The 16,939-nt window shown below is 67.7% G+C and carries 23 protein-coding genes; all 23 read left to right on the top strand.

The genetic code is table 11. The features are described from left to right. The first annotated feature begins 67 nt into the window (after positions 1-67). The 23 genes from rplN (at position 68) to ACZ7KF_RS25825 (ending at position 16,907) form a co-directional block, all read left to right on the top strand. Entirely contained in the window at positions 68-436 is a 369-nt protein-coding gene (rplN, locus tag ACZ7KF_RS25935; RefSeq protein ID WP_003998823.1) for a 50S ribosomal protein L14, read from the top strand. A gap of 2 nt (positions 437-438) precedes the next feature. Then, positions 439-762: a 50S ribosomal protein L24 gene (gene rplX, locus ACZ7KF_RS25930; RefSeq protein ID WP_225825003.1), complete on the top strand. Its 324-nt coding sequence runs from the start codon at positions 439-441 to the stop codon at positions 760-762. Then, positions 762-1,319, top strand: coding sequence for a 50S ribosomal protein L5 (rplE, locus tag ACZ7KF_RS25925; RefSeq protein ID WP_225825004.1), 558 nt, complete (start codon positions 762-764; stop codon positions 1,317-1,319). Before rplX ends, rplE begins: the two co-directional genes overlap by 1 nt. Positions 1,320-1,324: 5 nt before the next feature. Continuing rightward, entirely contained in the window at positions 1,325-1,510 is a 186-nt protein-coding gene (locus tag ACZ7KF_RS25920; RefSeq protein ID WP_003948630.1) for a type Z 30S ribosomal protein S14, read from the top strand. 210 nt (positions 1,511-1,720) lie between these two features. Then, on the top strand, positions 1,721-2,119 hold the full coding sequence (rpsH, locus tag ACZ7KF_RS25915; RefSeq protein WP_007384075.1) for a 30S ribosomal protein S8: 399 nt from the start codon (positions 1,721-1,723) through the stop codon (positions 2,117-2,119). Between the two features lie 24 nt (positions 2,120-2,143). Further along, positions 2,144-2,683, top strand: a complete 540-nt coding sequence (gene rplF, locus ACZ7KF_RS25910; RefSeq protein ID WP_471079535.1) for a 50S ribosomal protein L6 — start codon at positions 2,144-2,146, stop codon at positions 2,681-2,683. A 3-nt stretch (positions 2,684-2,686) separates the two neighbouring features. Beyond that, positions 2,687-3,070 carry a 50S ribosomal protein L18 gene (gene rplR, locus ACZ7KF_RS25905; protein WP_067299854.1) on the top strand — a complete coding sequence of 128 codons (384 nt, stop codon included), beginning with the start codon at positions 2,687-2,689 and terminating at the stop codon, positions 3,068-3,070. Between the two features lie 39 nt (positions 3,071-3,109). Next, complete coding sequence (gene rpsE, locus ACZ7KF_RS25900; protein ID WP_009190144.1) at positions 3,110-3,715, top strand: 30S ribosomal protein S5; 606 nt, start codon at positions 3,110-3,112, stop codon at positions 3,713-3,715. A 2-nt stretch (positions 3,716-3,717) separates the two neighbouring features. Continuing rightward, positions 3,718-3,900 carry a 50S ribosomal protein L30 gene (gene rpmD / locus ACZ7KF_RS25895; RefSeq protein WP_003974250.1) on the top strand — a complete coding sequence of 61 codons (183 nt, stop codon included), beginning with the start codon at positions 3,718-3,720 and terminating at the stop codon, positions 3,898-3,900. 2 nt (positions 3,901-3,902) lie between these two features. Then, positions 3,903-4,358, top strand: coding sequence for a 50S ribosomal protein L15 (gene rplO, locus ACZ7KF_RS25890; RefSeq protein ID WP_023547373.1), 456 nt, complete (start codon positions 3,903-3,905; stop codon positions 4,356-4,358). Between the two features lie 458 nt (positions 4,359-4,816). After that, positions 4,817-6,130, top strand: coding sequence for a preprotein translocase subunit SecY (gene secY, locus ACZ7KF_RS25885; protein ID WP_471079531.1), 1,314 nt, complete (start codon positions 4,817-4,819; stop codon positions 6,128-6,130). After that, the gene (locus ACZ7KF_RS25880; protein ID WP_471079528.1) at positions 6,130-6,795 is read left to right on the top strand and encodes an adenylate kinase; all 666 of its coding nucleotides are present in this window, start codon (positions 6,130-6,132) and stop codon (positions 6,793-6,795) included. Before secY ends, ACZ7KF_RS25880 begins: the two co-directional genes overlap by 1 nt. 100 nt (positions 6,796-6,895) lie before the next feature. Then, positions 6,896-7,732, top strand: coding sequence for a type I methionyl aminopeptidase (map, locus tag ACZ7KF_RS25875; RefSeq protein WP_471079657.1), 837 nt, complete (start codon positions 6,896-6,898; stop codon positions 7,730-7,732). Between the two features lie 210 nt (positions 7,733-7,942). Beyond that, the gene (gene infA, locus ACZ7KF_RS25870; protein WP_003948620.1) at positions 7,943-8,164 is read left to right on the top strand and encodes a translation initiation factor IF-1; all 222 of its coding nucleotides are present in this window, start codon (positions 7,943-7,945) and stop codon (positions 8,162-8,164) included. A 60-nt stretch (positions 8,165-8,224) separates the two neighbouring features. Further along, positions 8,225-8,338 (top strand): 50S ribosomal protein L36, encoded by a 114-nt coding sequence (gene rpmJ, locus ACZ7KF_RS25865; protein ID WP_003998809.1) that lies wholly within the window; start codon positions 8,225-8,227, stop codon positions 8,336-8,338. Positions 8,339-8,530: 192 nt separating this feature from the next. Beyond that, positions 8,531-8,911: a 30S ribosomal protein S13 gene (rpsM, locus tag ACZ7KF_RS25860; RefSeq protein WP_055632357.1), complete on the top strand. Its 381-nt coding sequence runs from the start codon at positions 8,531-8,533 to the stop codon at positions 8,909-8,911. A 65-nt stretch (positions 8,912-8,976) separates the two neighbouring features. Beyond that, a complete protein-coding gene (gene rpsK, locus ACZ7KF_RS25855; RefSeq protein ID WP_003956432.1) occupies positions 8,977-9,381 on the top strand; it encodes a 30S ribosomal protein S11 in 405 nt (134 codons plus the stop codon). A gap of 152 nt (positions 9,382-9,533) precedes the next feature. After that, positions 9,534-10,556, top strand: a complete 1,023-nt coding sequence (locus ACZ7KF_RS25850; protein WP_003966937.1) for a DNA-directed RNA polymerase subunit alpha — start codon at positions 9,534-9,536, stop codon at positions 10,554-10,556. Positions 10,557-10,744: 188 nt separating this feature from the next. Continuing rightward, positions 10,745-11,239, top strand: a complete 495-nt coding sequence (gene rplQ / locus ACZ7KF_RS25845) for a 50S ribosomal protein L17 (protein ID WP_471079525.1) — start codon at positions 10,745-10,747, stop codon at positions 11,237-11,239. Positions 11,240-11,312: 73 nt separating this feature from the next. Further along, a complete protein-coding gene (truA, locus tag ACZ7KF_RS25840) occupies positions 11,313-12,176 on the top strand; it encodes a tRNA pseudouridine(38-40) synthase TruA (RefSeq protein WP_471079522.1) in 864 nt (287 codons plus the stop codon). A 383-nt stretch (positions 12,177-12,559) separates the two neighbouring features. Beyond that, positions 12,560-13,978, top strand: coding sequence for a glycosyltransferase family 2 protein (locus ACZ7KF_RS25835; RefSeq protein ID WP_471079654.1), 1,419 nt, complete (start codon positions 12,560-12,562; stop codon positions 13,976-13,978). Then, complete coding sequence (locus tag ACZ7KF_RS25830) at positions 13,978-15,051, top strand: glycoside hydrolase family 26 protein (protein ID WP_471079519.1); 1,074 nt, start codon at positions 13,978-13,980, stop codon at positions 15,049-15,051. The genes ACZ7KF_RS25835 and ACZ7KF_RS25830 overlap by 1 nt, the downstream gene beginning before the upstream one ends. Continuing rightward, positions 15,048-16,907 carry a glycosyltransferase family 39 protein gene (locus ACZ7KF_RS25825; RefSeq protein WP_471079516.1) on the top strand — a complete coding sequence of 620 codons (1,860 nt, stop codon included), beginning with the start codon at positions 15,048-15,050 and terminating at the stop codon, positions 16,905-16,907. The genes ACZ7KF_RS25830 and ACZ7KF_RS25825 overlap by 4 nt, the downstream gene beginning before the upstream one ends. Positions 16,908-16,939 lie beyond the last annotated feature (32 nt).

Raw genomic sequence — 16,939 nt, 5'->3', positions numbered from 1 at the left:
CCGCCAGGCTCCGGGGGCCGCTAGCTGAGCGGCCCCCGGGGAACCGGCAGACAAACAGGAGATAGACGTGATCCAGCAGGAGTCGCGACTGCGCGTCGCCGACAACACTGGTGCGAAGGAGATCCTTTGCATCCGTGTGCTCGGTGGCTCCGGTCGCCGCTACGCGGGCATCGGTGACGTCATCGTCGCCACCGTCAAGGACGCGATCCCGGGTGGCAACGTGAAGAAGGGTGACGTCGTCAAGGCGGTCATCGTTCGCACCGTCAAGGAGCGCCGCCGTCCGGACGGCTCGTACATCCGCTTCGACGAGAACGCCGCCGTCATTCTGAAGAACGACGGCGACCCTCGCGGCACCCGCATCTTCGGCCCGGTCGGCCGTGAGCTGCGCGAGAAGAAGTTCATGAAGATCATCTCGCTCGCGCCGGAGGTGCTGTAAGCATGAAGATCAAGAAGGGCGACCTGGTCCAGGTCATCACCGGTAAGGACAAGGGCAAGCAGGGCAAGGTCATTGCCGCTTACCCGCGCGACGAGCGCGTCCTGGTCGAGGGTGTCAACCGGGTCAAGAAGCACACCAAGGCCGGTCCCACCGCTCGCGGTTCGCAGGCCGGTGGCATCGTCACGACCGAGGCGCCGATCCACGTCTCCAACGTCCAGCTGGTCGTTGAGAAGGACGGTCAGAAGGTCGTCACGCGTGTCGGCTACCGCTTCGACGACGAAGGCAACAAGATCCGCGTTGCCAAGCGGACGGGTGAGGACATCTGATGGCTACCACCACGACTCCGCGTCTCAAGCAGAAGTACCGCGAGGAGATCGCGGGCAAGCTGCGTGACGAGTTCAAGTACGAGAACGTCATGCAGATCCCCGGCCTCGTCAAGATCGTGGTCAACATGGGTGTCGGCGACGCCGCCCGTGACTCGAAGCTGATCGACGGTGCGATCCGCGACCTGACCACCATCACCGGTCAGAAGCCGGCCGTCACCAAGGCCCGCAAGTCCATCGCGCAGTTCAAGCTGCGTGAGGGCCAGCCGATCGGTGCCCACGTCACGCTCCGTGGCGACCGCATGTGGGAGTTCCTGGACCGCACCCTGTCGCTCGCGCTCCCGCGCATCCGCGACTTCCGCGGTCTGTCCCCCAAGCAGTTCGACGGCCGTGGCAACTACACCTTCGGTCTCACGGAGCAGGTCATGTTCCACGAGATCGACCAGGACAAGATCGACCGCACCCGGGGTATGGACATCACCGTGGTGACCACGGCGACCAACGACGCTGAGGGCCGTGCGCTCCTTCGTCACCTCGGCTTCCCCTTCAAGGAGGCGTGAGCGAGATGGCGAAGAAGGCTCTGATCGCTAAGGCTGCTCGCAAGCCCAAGTTCGGTGTGCGTGGCTACACCCGCTGCCAGCGCTGCGGCCGTCCGCACTCCGTGTACCGCAAGTTCGGCCTGTGCCGCGTGTGCCTTCGTGAGATGGCTCACCGTGGCGAGCTGCCGGGCGTGACCAAGAGCTCCTGGTAATCCCTGTAATAGGGGATTCCTGAAGCTCTCGGTAAGCATCTGGGTCGGCAGGGGTCCTTCTCCGCATGCCTTAGGCTTGTGGGGTTGGGCGTCTGCCGCCCGTACGACTTACTACGCCGTAGGTCCACCGCGCCGCACCCGTCCCGTCTCGGATCGGGGAGAGGGATGGCGCACCAGGAAACCCCGGCGAGAGAGGCCGAAGGCCAATTCATGACCATGACTGATCCGATCGCAGACATGCTTACGCGTCTGCGGAACGCGAACTCGGCATACCACGACTCCGTGACGATGCCGGCATCGAAGATCAAGTCGCACATCGCGGAGATCCTCCAGCAGGAGGGCTTCATCACGGGCTGGAAGGTCGAGGACGCCGAGGTCGGCAAGAACCTCGTTCTCGAGCTGAAGTTCGGCCCGAACCGTGAGCGCTCCATCGCGGGCATCAAGCGGATCTCCAAGCCCGGTCTCCGGGTGTACGCGAAGTCCACCAACCTGCCGAAGGTGCTGGGCGGCCTCGGCGTGGCGATCATCTCCACGTCGCACGGGCTCCTCACCGACAAGCAGGCCGGCAAGAAGGGCGTGGGTGGGGAAGTCCTCGCCTACGTCTGGTAGCGGAAGGGAACGGAGGAAACAGCTATGTCGCGTATTGGCAAGCTCCCCATCACGGTTCCCGCCGGCGTGGACGTCACCATCGACGGCCGTACGGTCTCGGTCAAGGGCCCCAAGGGCACGCTGACCCACACCGTCGTCGCGCCGATCGACATCGTCAAGGGTGAGGACGGCGTGCTGAACGTCACCCGTCCGAACGACGAGCGTCAGAACAAGGCCCTCCACGGCCTGTCCCGCACGCTGGTGGCGAACATGATCACCGGCGTGACCCAGGGTTACGTGAAGAAGCTCGAGATCAGCGGTGTCGGTTACCGCGTGACGGCCAAGGGCGCGAACCTCGAGTTCGCGCTCGGCTACAGCCACCCGATCGTCGTCGAGGCGCCCGAGGGAATCACCTTCAAGGTGGAGACCCCGACCCGCTTCCAGGTCGAGGGCATCGACAAGCAGAAGGTCGGCGAGGTTGCGGCCAACATCCGCAAGCTGCGCAAGCCCGACCCGTACAAGGCCAAGGGCGTCAAGTACGAGGGCGAAGTCATCCGCCGCAAGGTCGGAAAGGCGGGTAAGTAAGCCATGGCATACGGGCAGAAGATCCTCAAGGGCGACGCCTACAAGCGCGCCGCGATCAAGCGCCGTCACATCCGGATCCGCAAGCGGATCGCCGGTACGGCGGAGCGTCCCCGTCTGGTCGTGACCCGCTCCAACCGCCACATCGTGGCGCAGGTGATCGACGACCTCAAGGGCCACACCCTGGCGTCCGCGTCCACCCTGGACGCGTCCGTCCGCGGTGGCGAGGGCGACAAGTCCTCGCAGGCCAAGCAGGTCGGCGCCCTGGTCGCCGAGCGTGCCAAGGCCGCCGGTGTCGAGGCTGTCGTGTTCGACCGTGGTGGCAACCAGTACGCCGGGCGCATCGCCGCCCTGGCGGACGCCGCCCGCGAAGCCGGGCTCAAGTTCTGAGCCTGCCGTAGCTAGCGGAAACAGAGAGAGGTAATTCCAATGGCTGGACCCCAGCGCCGCGGTGGCGGTGCCGGTGGCGGCGAGCGGCGGGACCGGAAGGGCCGTGACGGCGGCGCTGCTGCCGCCGAGAAGACCGCGTACGTTGAGCGCGTTGTCGCGATCAACCGCGTCGCCAAGGTTGTGAAGGGTGGTCGTCGCTTCAGCTTCACCGCGCTGGTCGTGGTGGGCGACGGTGACGGCACCGTGGGTGTCGGTTACGGCAAGGCCAAGGAGGTGCCGGCCGCCATCGCCAAGGGTGTTGAGGAGGCCAAGAAGCACTTCTTCAAGGTCCCCCGTATCCAGGGCACCATCCCGCACCCCATCCAGGGTGAGAAGGCTGCCGGCGTCGTCCTGCTCAAGCCCGCGTCCCCCGGTACCGGTGTTATCGCCGGTGGCCCGGTGCGTGCCGTGCTCGAGTGCGCCGGTATCCACGACGTGCTGTCGAAGTCGCTCGGCTCCGACAACGCGATCAACATCGTGCACGCGACCGTGGAGGCCCTGAAGGGTCTGCAGCGTCCCGAGGAGATCGCGGCCCGCCGTGGTCTGCCGCTCGAGGACGTCGCTCCCGCGGCCCTGCTGCGTGCGCGTGCCGGGGCGGGTGCGTAATCATGGCTCAGCTCAAGATCACGCAGGTCAAGTCCTACATCGGCAGCAAGCAGAACCACCGCGACACCCTGCGGTCCCTTGGTCTCAAGGGCATCAACACGCAGGTCGTCAAGGAGGACCGCCCCGAGTTCCGCGGCATGGTGCACACCGTCCGCCACCTCGTGACGGTCGAGGAGGTCGACTGATCATGGCGGAGCAGAACCCGCTGAAGATCCACAACCTCCGTCCCGCCCCGGGCGCCAAGACCGCGAAGACCCGTGTGGGTCGCGGTGAGGCGTCGAAGGGTAAGACGGCCGGTCGTGGTACCAAGGGCACCAAGGCCCGCTACCAGGTTCCGGAGCGCTTCGAGGGTGGGCAGATGCCCCTCCACATGCGCCTCCCGAAGCTGAAGGGCTTCAAGAACCCGTTCAAGACCGAGTTCCAGGTCGTGAACCTCGACAAGCTGGCCGCGCTCTACCCCGAGGGTGGCGAGGTCACGGTCGAGGGTCTGGTGGCCAAGGGTGCCGTTCGCAAGAACAGCCTCGTCAAGGTCCTCGGCCAGGGCGAGATCTCCGTGGCGCTGCAGGTGACGGTCGACGCCGTCTCCGGCTCCGCCAAGGAGAAGATCACCGCCGCCGGCGGTACGGTCACCGAGCTCGTCTGAGCCCGGGCGGCCCCGCCGCGTACGCAACAGGGCCGGGCAGTTCCCTTCGGGGAGCTGCCCGGCCCTGCCGTATGTCTGCCGGTGTGCCGGTGCGCGGATCGTGAGGGCACGCGAAAGCCGGTGTCCGCCGGGCGCGCGGAGACCGGCTCGCGGTAATCGGTTCTGCCTGCTCATTTCGTCGAACACCGCGAAACCATTGAGGGCGTTCGAGCGTTGTCAAAGGTGTTCGACCGTTTTGGGGGAAGATCGGCCCATCCCGCGAGCGCCGCCGCCGGGATGTACGGGCAAGCAAACTTCACCAGGCTGCGCACGCACTGTTAGAGTCCTTGAGGTCCACCTGTGCCCGCGCGTGATACGTCGTACGGCGACGGGGTGGTAGAAAGCATAGTTCGGCCCGCTGGGCCATGTTGATACGACTAGTCCCTGTCGCGCGTGGCGCGGGGGTCGCAGGAGGAACCGTGCTCACCGCGTTCGCCCGGGCGTTCAGGACGCCCGACCTGCGCAAGAAGCTGCTCTTCACGCTGGGCATCATCGTGATCTACCGGGTCGGTACCCACGTCCCGATCCCAGGCGTCAACTACAAGGCCGTCCAGGAGTGCGTCAGGGAGGCCTCGGGTAATCAGGGCCTCTTCGGACTGGTCAACATGTTCAGCGGTGGCGCGCTGCTGCAGATCACGATCTTCGCCCTCGGCATCATGCCGTACATCACCGCGAGCATCATCCTTCAGCTGCTGACGGTGGTCATCCCGCGCCTGGAAGCCCTGAAGAAGGAGGGCCAGGCGGGTACCGCGAAGATCACGCAGTACACCCGCTACCTGACCGTGGCCCTCGCCATCCTTCAGGGCACCGGCCTCGTCGCCACCGCCCGCAGCGGCGCGCTCTTCAACGGCTGCCAGGTCGCCACGAGCATCGTCCCCGACCAGGCGATCTTCACCACCATCACCATGGTCATCTGCATGACCGCCGGCACGTGTGTCGTGATGTGGCTCGGCGAGCTGATCACCGACCGCGGTATCGGCAACGGCATGTCGATCCTGATGTTCATCTCGATCGCCGCGACCTTCCCGTCGGCGCTCTGGGCGATCAAGAAGCAGGGCACGCTGGCCGGCGGCTGGATCGAGTTCGGCACCGTCATCGTGGTCGGCCTGGTCATGGTCGCCCTGGTGGTCTTCGTCGAGCAGGCCCAGCGCCGCATCCCGGTGCAGTACGCGAAGCGCATGATCGGCCGTCGGTCCTACGGCGGTACGTCCACGTACATCCCGCTCAAGGTGAACCAGGCGGGTGTGATTCCCGTCATCTTCGCCTCCTCGCTTCTCTACATCCCGGCGCTCGTGGCGCAGTTCGCGGGAGGCAAGTCGGGCTGGAAGACCTGGGTCGAGCAGAACCTCACCAAGGGCGACCACCCGATTTACATCACTTCGTACTTTTTGCTCATCGTTTTCTTCGCATTCTTCTACGTCGCTATCTCCTTCAACCCCGAGGAAGTAGCCGACAACATGAAGAAGTATGGTGGCTTCATCCCGGGCATCCGGGCTGGCCGACCGACCGCTGAGTACCTGAGCTACGTGCTCAACCGGATCACCTGGCCGGGTTCGCTGTATCTGGGTCTGATCGCTCTCGTACCGACAATGGCGTTGGTGGGCTTCAACGCGAGCCAGAACTTCCCGTTCGGCGGGACCAGCATCCTCATCATCGTGGGTGTGGGTCTCGAGACGGTGAAGCAGATCGAGAGCCAGCTCCAGCAGCGCAATTACGAAGGGTTCCTCCGCTGATGCGTATCGTCCTCGTCGGTCCGCCGGGTGCCGGTAAGGGAACGCAGGCCGTCCGGCTCGCAGAGAAGCTGGCCGTTCCGCACATCTCCACGGGCGACCTGTTCCGCGCCAACATCAGCCAGCAGACCGAGCTGGGCAAGCTCGCGAAGTCCTACATGGACGCCGGCAACCTCGTCCCGGACGAGGTGACCATCGCGATGGCCAAGGACCGGATGGAGCAGCCGGACGCGGCCAACGGCTTCCTGCTGGACGGCTTCCCGCGGAACGTCTCCCAGGCCGAGGCGCTGGACGAGCTGCTGCAGACCGAGGGGATCACCCTGGACGCCGTCCTGGACCTGGAGGTCCCGGAGGACGAGGTCGTCAAGCGGATCGCCGGCCGGCGCATCTGCCGCAAGGACTCCTCGCACGTCTTCCACGTGACGTACAACCCGCCGCAGCAGGAGGGCGTCTGCGACGTCTGCGGCGGCGAGCTGTACCAGCGCGACGACGACCGTGAGGAGACCGTCCGCACGCGGCTGGAGGTCTACCACACGCAGACCGAGCCGATCATCGACTACTACAAGGCGCAGGGCCTGGTCGTGACGATCTCCTCCCTGGGGCCGGTGGCAAAGGTCACCGAGCGGGCGCTGGAGGCTCTCAAGCGCGAGAAGGCCGAGAACAAGTAGATCGCGGTCCTTCCGGCCGCGGTGCCCTGCCCGGGCGCCGCGGCCGTAGTGTTGTACAGGTAACCCAGTCGACGTGAGTGACGGAGAGCGCAGGCCACCCATGGTGCAGATCAAGACCCCCGAGCAGATCGCGAAGATGCGGGCGGCGGGCCTGGTCGTAGCCGCCATCCACGCGGCCACGCGCGAGGCGGCCGTCCCCGGTGCCAGCACCAAGGACCTGGACGAGGTCGCCCGCAAGGTGCTCGCCGAGCACGGCGCGAAGTCGAACTTCCTGGGCTACGGCGGTTTCCCCGCCACCATCTGCACCTCCGTGAACGACGTCGTCGTCCACGGCATCCCCTCCGACGACGTCGTCCTCAAGGACGGCGACCTCATCTCCATCGACTGCGGCGCGATCGTCGACGGCTGGCACGGCGACGCCGCCTACACGGCCTTCGTGGGCTCCGGGCACGCCCCGGAGCTGATCGAGCTGTCCCGGGTGACGGAAGAGTCGATGTGGGCCGGTATCGCGGCCATGAAGCAGGGCAACCGCCTGGTGGACGTCTCCCGGGCGATCGAGACGTACATCCGCCGCCAGCCCAAGCCGGGCGGCGGCAAGTACGGGATCATCGAGGACTACGGCGGCCACGGCATCGGCACCGAGATGCACATGGACCCGCACCTGCTGAACTACGTCGACCGCCGCCGCGGCAAGGGCCCCAAGCTGGTCCCGGGCTTCTGCCTCGCCATCGAGCCGATGGTCTCCCTCGGCACCCCGCGCACCGAGGTCCTCTCCGACGACTGGACGGTCATCACGACCGACGGCACGTGGTCGTCCCACTGGGAGCACTCGGTGGCCCTGACCCCGGAGGGCCCGCTGGTCCTCACCGCTCCCGACGGCGGCCGGGCGAAGCTCACCGAGTACGGCGTCACCGCGGCGCCGGACCCGCTCGCCTGACGGCTGTCACGGCCGCCGGCCGGGGAGCCGGCGTCCGGGACGGGGCTCCGTCGGCATAGGGATCACCCCCGTGGGGCAGACTTCCTCGATTCGCCTTTCCGGGTGCGCCGACGTAGACTGACTCGTCGGCTCTTGTGCACCCGCATGCCTGCATGCTCACAAACGGTGCACGACTGAGTCGATCAAGGTAGTCGATTCGAAGGGCGAAGCGTGGCCAAGAAGCAAGGTGCCATCGAGATCGAGGGCACTGTCGTCGAGTCTCTGCCGAACGCCATGTTCAAGGTCGAGCTCCAGAACGGCCACCAGGTCCTGGCACACATCAGCGGCAAGATGCGCATGCACTACATCCGCATCCTCCCTGACGACCGGGTCGTGGTGGAGTTGTCTCCTTACGACCTGACGCGTGGCCGGATCGTCTACCGGTACAAGTAGATCTTGCCCGCGCCCCGGGCCCGCCCGGTGCGATGGCACTGACCCGGAGAACCTCACCCCATGAAGGTCAAGCCGAGCGTCAAGAAGATCTGCGACAAGTGCAGGGTGATCCGCCGTCACGGCCGGGTCATGGTCATCTGCGAGAACCCGCGCCACAAGCAGCGCCAGGGCTGACGCACGACCATCACCCTCTGCACCTCTATCGCAGAGTTTCGCGCGACGCGAGCTGAATTTGTTCATACGCAGAGCCCGAGCCAACCAGCTCGACACCCCCGGTTCGGAGGCCGGGGACCCGGTTCGTACCTGGTACGGCGGCCGGGAGCCGGCTCTGTGGAAGACCTCCGAAGATTCACCAGGAGCCATTGAATGGCACGCGTTTCCGGTGTTGACATCCCGCGCGACAAGCGCGTGGAGGTCGCCCTCACCTACGTGTTCGGCATCGGCCGGACCCTCTCGCAGGAGACGCTGGCTGCGACCGGCGTCGACCCGAACACCCGCGTTCGTGACCTGACCGAAGAGCAGCTGGTCGCGATCCGCGAGTACGTCGACAACAACATCAAGACCGAGGGTGACCTCCGTCGCGAGATCCAGGCCGACATCCGCCGCAAGGTCGAGATCGGCTGCTACCAGGGTCTCCGTCACCGTCGCGGTCTGCCTGTCCGCGGTCAGCGCACCAGCACCAACGCCCGCACCCGCAAGGGTCCGCGTCGCGCCATCGCCGGCAAGAAGAAGCCGGGCAAGAAGTAGTCCGCAGCGGACATCTGTCCACGGTCTTCGCTGTAGGACCGACCACCTCCCGTAGGAGTTTGTAGATGCCCCCCAAGGGTCGTCAGGGCGCTGCCAAGAAGGTGCGCCGCAAGGAAAAGAAGAACGTCGCTCACGGCCACGCGCACATCAAGAGCACGTTCAACAACACGATCGTCTCGATCACGGACCCCTCGGGCAACGTGATCTCCTGGGCCTCCGCCGGCCACGTCGGCTTCAAGGGCTCCCGGAAGTCGACGCCGTTCGCCGCGCAGATGGCCGCCGAGTCGGCTGCCCGCCGCGCCCAGGAGCACGGCATGCGCAAGGTCGACGTGTTCGTCAAGGGCCCGGGTTCCGGTCGTGAGACCGCGATCCGCTCCCTGCAGGCCACGGGCCTCGAGGTCGGCTCCATCCAGGACGTCACCCCGACCCCGCACAACGGCTGCCGTCCGCCGAAGCGCCGCCGCGTCTGACGCACGGCTGCTTCGCCGAGCAGTGGTTCCGGGCGGTACGGCTCTTTCGGGTCGTGCCGCCCGTACCCTTGCAGTACCCGCACTTTTCACGGGTGCGGTTTCCGTCGGGCGTCAAATAGCGGGCGTCCACGAAAGAAGGATCTGATCCACACATGCTGATCGCTCAGCGTCCCTCGTTGACCGAAGAGGTCGTCGACGAGTTCCGCTCCCGGTTCGTGATCGAGCCGCTGGAGCCGGGCTTCGGTTACACCCTCGGCAACTCCCTCCGCCGTACCCTCCTCTCCTCGATCCCCGGTGCCGCTGTCACCAGCATCCGGATCGACGGCGTGCTGCACGAGTTCACCACCGTGCCGGGCGTCAAGGAGGACGTCACCGACCTGATCCTCAACATCAAGCAGCTGGTCGTCTCCTCGGAGCACGACGAGCCGGTCGTGATGTACCTGCGCAAGCAGGGCCCGGGTCTGGTCACCGCCGCCGACATCGCGCCGCCGGCCGGTGTCGAGGTGCACAACCCCGACCTGGTCCTCGCCACGCTCAACGGCAAGGGCAAGCTGGAGATGGAGCTGACCGTCGAGCGCGGTCGCGGCTACGTCTCCGCCGTGCAGAACAAGCAGGTGGGCCAGGAGATCGGCCGTATCCCGGTCGACTCCATCTACTCGCCGGTGCTGAAGGTCACGTACAAGGTCGAGGCCACGCGTGTCGAGCAGCGCACCGACTTCGACAAGCTGATCGTCGACGTCGAGACCAAGCAGGCGATGCGTCCGCGTGACGCCATGGCCTCCGCGGGCAAGACGCTGGTCGAGCTGTTCGGTCTCGCCCGCGAGCTGAACATCGACGCCGAGGGCATCGACATGGGCCCGTCCCCCACGGACGCCGCCCTGGCCGCCGACCTCGCGCTGCCGATCGAGGAGCTGGAGCTCACGGTCCGCTCCTACAACTGCCTCAAGCGTGAGGGCATCCACTCCGTGGGTGAGCTCGTCGCCCGCTCCGAGGCCGACCTCCTCGACATCCGCAACTTCGGTGCGAAGTCGATCGACGAGGTCAAGGCGAAGCTGGCCGGCATGGGCCTGGCCCTGAAGGACAGCCCGCCCGGATTCGACCCGACCGCCGCGGCCGACGCGTTCGGTGCCGACGACGACGCCGACGCCGGTTTCGTGGAGACCGAGCAGTACTGAGCGCTCCGCGAGGAGTCCGGTTCTGCGGCCGCGGGCCCACCGCGGCCGGTCGCGCAGTTCCCCGCGCCCTTCGGGGCGCGGACCCTCCGGGTGCCTGAGAAGGCGCCCGGTCTCCGACAGACAACCGTCTGCTCGGATACTGACCCCGGTACCTGACACGGCCGGGGCAGACACACAGGAGAAAGAACATGCCGAAGCCCACCAAGGGTGCCCGTCTGGGCGGCAGCGCCGCGCACGAGAAGCTGCTCCTCGCGAACCTCGCGAAGGCGCTCTTCGAGCACGGCCGTATCACCACCACCGAGGCGAAGGCCCGCCGTCTGCGGCCGTACGCCGAGCGTCTGGTGACCAAGGCGAAGAAGGGTGACCTTCACAACCGCCGTCAGGTGCTCCAGGTCATCACGGACAAGAGCGTCGTCCACACGCTCTTCACCGAGATCGGCCCGCGCTACGAGAACCGTCCGGGTGGTTACACCCGCATCACCAAGATCGGTAACCGCCGTGGCGACAACGCGCCCATGGCCGTCATCGAGCTGGTCGAGGCGCTGACGGTGCAGCAGAAGGCCGTGGGTGAGGCCGAGGCCGCCACCAAGCGCGCGGTCAAGGAGTCCGACGAGGCCAAGGCTGCCGAGACCACCGAGGCTCCGGCCGAGGAGGCCGCTGCCGAGGAGTCCAAGGACGCCTGAGGCTCTGCCTGACGCTGAGCGGGTCCGCCCTCATGGGGCGGGCCCGCTTTCGCGTACCTGAGAGGATTTCCACGTGAGTGACGAAGTACAGCCCGGGTACGTCCGGGTCCGCCTCGACATCTCCTACGACGGCGGCGACTTCCACGGCTGGGCCAAGCAGGCCGGCGGCAAGCGGACCGTGCAGGGAGAGATCGAGGACGCCCTGCGCACGGTGACGCGGTCGCGGGAGACGTACGAGCTGACCGTCGCCGGGCGGACCGACGCCGGGGTGCACGCGCGCGGCCAGGTGGCGCACGTCGACCTGCCCGAGGAGGTCTGGCGCGAGCACAACCAGAAGTTGCTGAAGCGGCTCGCCGGGCGGTTGCCCAAGGACGTGCGGGTATGGGCGCTCAGGCCCGCGCCGGACGGCTTCAACGCCCGTTTCTCCGCCGTCTGGCGCCGGTACGCCTACCGGGTCACCGACAACCCCGGTGGCGTCGACCCCATCCTCCGCAACCATGTCCTCTGGCACGACTGGCCGCTCGACGTGGACGCCATGAACGAGGCCGCCGGGGCACTGCTGGGGGAGCACGACTTCGCGGCCTACTGCAAGAAGCGCGAGGGGGCCACGACGATCCGGACCCTTCAGGAGCTGAGCCTGGTGCGGGGCGGGGACGGGATCATCACCGCCACCGTCCGCGCCGACGCGTTCTGCCACAACATGGTGCGCTCGCTCATCGGCGCGCTGCTGTTCGTGGGGGACGGGCACCGGGGGCCGGAGTGGCCCGGGAAGGTGCTGGCCGCGGGGGTGCGGGACTCCGCCGTGCATGTCGTACGGCCGCACGGGCTGACGCTGGAGGAGGTCGGCTACCCCGCCGACGAGCTGCTGGCGGCCCGGAACAAGGAGGCGCGGAACAAGCGCACGCTTCCCGGATCGCCGGGCTGCGAAACCTGTTAGTTACGTTGCATTTCGTGCCACTCGGGCCCCATGTCTGGACGTTCCGGGCGTAACCCTACTTATCGACTCTTACGCGCTTCATACGTGTCGGATACAGTTGCGCCTCCCGGCCAGGAGTTCGACAGGGGCGGCCGGGGTTGGCTGGGGGGTCGACGGGTCGGTACGGCCCGGGGTTGGACAACGCAATGACATCAGTGGGTCCCGTGCGGACCGGGGGGCGTCGCGCGGCGCGTCAGGGCGGTGGGCGGCGACGGGCCGGGCGGGGCGCAAGCTCCGCGCTGGGGCTGCTGCCGCTACCGCCGACGGACAAGGAGAAGTACTCCTACGCCCGCCGGCACCTGTGGATTCTGACGATCAGCTCGCTGGTCAGCTTCTGCTGTCTCGTGGTGAGCCAGTTCAAGCTGGCGCAGTCCACGCCGGTGCTGTGGATCTACACCCCGCTGCTGGTGTTCACGGTCGTCTACTACCTGGTGTCGTTGCGGGTGAACGGCTTCACCCGGGACTTCGACATCGCCCACCACCGGCACCTGGTGCAGAACTGGCGGCCCGAGGTCTATCCGACCGTCGATGTGTTCCTGCCGGTGTGCGGCGAGCCCATCGAGGTGCTGCACAACACCTGGCGGCATGTGCGGGCGATGGCCGACCGCTACCCCGGGGTCTGTGTGCCGTTCGTGCTCGACGACGGCGCGAGCCCCGAGCTGGCGGCGATGGCCCAGGACTTCGGGTTCCGCTACGGCACCCGGGAGAACCGGGGCTGGTTCAAGAAGGCCGGCAACCTGCACTTCGGCTTCGGCCAGTCCGACGGCGAGTTCATCCTCATCCTCGACGCCGACTTCACCCCGCGCGCCGACCTGCTGGAGGAGCTGCTGCCGTACCTGGACGACGATCCGCGGATCGGCATCGTCCAGTCCCCGCAGTACTTCCGCGTGCTCGACTCGCAGAACTGGATCGAGCGCGGGGCGGGCGCGGTGCAGGAGCTGTTCTACCGGTCCGTGCAGGTGTCGCGGCAGGGCAGTGACGGCGCGATCTGCGTGGGTTCCTGCGCGATCTACCGGCGGGCGGCCCTGGAGACCAACGGCGGTACGACGCTGATCGAGCACTCCGAGGACGTGCACACCGGGTTCGACCTGCGCGGACTCGGCTGGGACCTCAGGTACGTGCCGGTCGCGGTGTCCACCGGGGTGTGCCCGGACAGTGCGGGAGCCTTCTTCAACCAGCAGTACCGCTGGTGCTCGGGCTCCATGAGCCTGCTCGGCAGCCGGAAGTTCTGGCAGCGCAAGATCAAGCTCTCCAGCCGCCTGTGCTACATGTCCGGGTTCTTCTACTACATCCACACCGCGCTGTTCACCTTCGCGGCCCCGGTCATCCCGATCGTGCTGCTGCTGATGATGCCGGAGAAGCTCAAGGTCGAGCATCTGCTCCTGGTGGTGCCCAGCATCCTCTACACCACGATCATCTTCCCGATGTGGCACAAGGCGCCGTACCGCCTGGAGGCATGGGCGGCCCGGATGATGTACGGCTGGGCGCACGTCTTCGCGATCTGGGACATCCTGCGCAAGAACCGCATGGGCTGGCAGCCGACCGGCTCCTCCGGCGCCAAGAAGAACAAGACGCGGCGCTTCTGGATCGGCATGTGGGCGTGGAGCGGCGGAACGGCGCTGGTCTGGGTCACCGCGGCGGTGTACCGGACGTTCACCATGAACGCCCCGGACTTCGCCCTGATCCTGTCCTCCGGGCTGTTCTACGCGCTGGTCGTCGGCCGGGTCCTGGTCCAGCCGCGCTCGGGTGCGGAGGCCGTCTGATGCGCCTGAAGGAACGATTCCGCGTCGCCCGCGCGGCCCGCGCGGCCCGCACCTCCGGCTCGGCCCGCACCGCCCGCACGGCCCTGGCCGGCTGCCTGGCCGGCGTCCTCGCGCTCAGCGGCTGCTCGCTGCTCGGCGACGACGACGGCGGCTCGTCCGCGTCCGGCGGCGCCAAGGCGGCCCCGCACGCCCGGGCGAGCACCGCCACGGACATCCCCTACGACGTCACCCCCCTGCTGAAGCCCGCGAAGAAGTACTTCGGCGTGGCCGTGCCGGGCGCGCCGACCTCGATGAAGAGTGTCGACGCGTACACGGGGACGGTCGGCAAGCAGCCGAACCTGATCGAGTACTACGCCGGCTGGGGCGACGGTTTCGACGCCACCGGGGTGCGCAACGCCTGGGCCGAAGGCGCCCTGACGCTGATGTCCTGGGAGCCCTTCGACACCCCGGTCGCCGACATCGCGGCGGGCGAGTCCGACGCGTACATCAAGGAGTACGCGACCGCGGTCCGCAAGCTGAACCTGCCCGTGGTGATGGACTTCGCGGACGAGTTCAACGGCCACTGGGAGAAGTGGGGCACGAACGACGTGACCCCGGCCCAGTACGTGGCCGCCTGGCGGCACATCCACCAGACCTTCGTGGACGTCGGCGCCACCAACGTCATCTGGGCCTGGTCGCCCAACATCGTCAATCCCGTCAAGGACGTCCAGCTGAAGCCGTACTACCCGGGCGACGCCTACGTCGACTGGGTGGGCCTGATCGGCTACTTCACCACCGGTGAGGACAACGCCTTCGACAGCGTCTTCGGGCCGACCCGCGACCGGATCCGCACCTTCACCAAGAAGCCGATGCTGCTGCTGGAGACCGCGGCCATGGCCGGCGAGCGGCGGCGCGCCGACATCCGCAACCTGTTCGCGGGCGTCGAGGCGGACGACGACATGCTCGGCTTCGTCTGGTTCAACCACAAGAAGCGCGCCGACTGGCGGCTGGAGGCGAGCCCGCTGGCGCTGAAGGAGTTCAAGCGCCTGGCCGCCGACGACCGTTTCGGCTTCGACGTACGGAAGCCGTCATGACCTCCAGACCCGAGTACTACGTCCCGCAGCCGTACGACCCGTACGCCGACGACGAGCCGCAGGGCGGCTGGTTCAACTCCGACGGCTACCTCCCGCGGCAGCCGCACGACCACGACGTCCCGCAGGGCCACGACGTCCCGCAGGGCTACGCGGCCCCGCAGGGCTACGAGGTCCCGCAGGGCCATGAGGTCCCGCAGGGGTACGAGGTCCCGCAGGGGTACGACTACGACCCGCGGACCTACCCGTACCAGCAGCTGGACGACCAGCCGACGTACGCCCTGCGGACGGTGGCCGAGCCGGACGCGCCGGCCGGGCCCGCGTACCACGTGCCCGAGTCCCCCGAGGTCGGCTGGGACATGGCCGCCAGCCGGCGGCGCGCCTGGGTCAGCCGGGCCGTGCTGCTGTTCGTCCTGGCCGTCCAGGCGGTGCTCTCGCTGCGCCTGGCCAACACCGCGTTCCAGGACGAGGCCCTGTACCTGGCGGCCGGACACGCAGAGCTGCAGCACCTGCTGCACGGCACCCCGCTGCCGATCAACTACGCGTCGTACTTCTCCGGCTCGCCCCAGCTGTACCCGGTGCTCGCCGCCGTCGTGGACGAGCGCTTCGGACTCACCGGGGCACGCCTGCTGAGCCTGGCCTTCATGCTGGGCACCACCACGCTGCTGTACTCCTTCACCCGGCGGCTGTTCAACGAGCGGGCCGCGCTGGCCGGCGCGGCGCTGTTCGCCGTGGTGCAGTCGACCGTCGTCATGGGGTACTTCGCCACCTACGACGCCGCCGCGGTGTTCCTGCTGGCCCTGGCCACCTGGATCGTCGTACGCACCGACCGGGCGCCCGTGGCCGCCGTGCTGCTCGCCGCGCCCGTCGCCGTCCTCGCCGTCGGCGTGAAGTACGCGGCCGCCCTGTATCTGCCCACCATCGTCGTGCTCGCGCTGCTCACCGGCTGGCCGCACAAGGGCGGCAAGGCGTTTCTGCGGATGCTGCTGCTCGCGCTCGGCATCGGCGGCCTGCTGGCCGTCGGCATGTACTCCACCGACCTGCTGGCCGGTGTGCGGCAGACCACCACCGACCGCGACCACGGCTCCGACAGCGCCGTCTTCCTGCTCCAGCGGTCGGCCGAGTGGGGCGGGCTGATGTTCCTCACCGCCGTCGGCGGCGCGCTCTCCTATGTCCGGCGCAGCCGGATGAACGAGTCGCCGCTCGCCCAGCGGCTCGGCAGCCCCGGCTGGCGCTGGCGGGCCCTGCTCGGGCTGGTGCTGTGCGGCACCGCGCTGCTCGCGCCCGCCTACCAGGTCCACCTGGGGACCGTCGTCTCGCTGTTCAAGCACGTCGGCTTCGGTCTGCTCTTCGCCGCGCCGATGGCCGGCGTGGGGGTGACCCGGCTGATCGGCGCCCACTTCCGCTATCCCCAGCTGGGGATCATGCTGTGGACGGCGACGCTCTGCCTCGGCATCTCGCAGGCGGACTGGCGCTTCGGCGTCTGGCCCGACTCCTCGAAGATGATCCAGGTCATCGACTCCCATGTGGACCGCAAGGGCCACTACCTCGCCTCCACGCCCGAGGTCCCCGTCTACTACCTGCGCGACAGGACCAGCCACCGGCAGTGGCAGGGTGTCTTCGCCCTGGAGTACACGGACAAGAAGGGCACGTACCACTCCGGAGACGCGGCCTACCGGGCGGCGCTGCGCGACGGCGAGTTCGACCTGATCGTCCTGGACGGCCTCACCAATCCCCGGGTGGACGCCGTCGTCGCGGACGCCGTCAAGGGCAACCCGCACTACCGCCTCCTCGCGGACCTGCCGTTCCGCAACTCCAGCGGTACGGGCCACTACCGCATCTGGACCAAGACCTCCTGAAGCGACCTCCTGAAGCGACATCCTGAAGCAAG

It is taken from the genome of Streptomyces sp. NPDC038200 (assembly GCF_055600785.1).
This window is presented reverse-complemented; position numbering and strand designations above follow the sequence as displayed.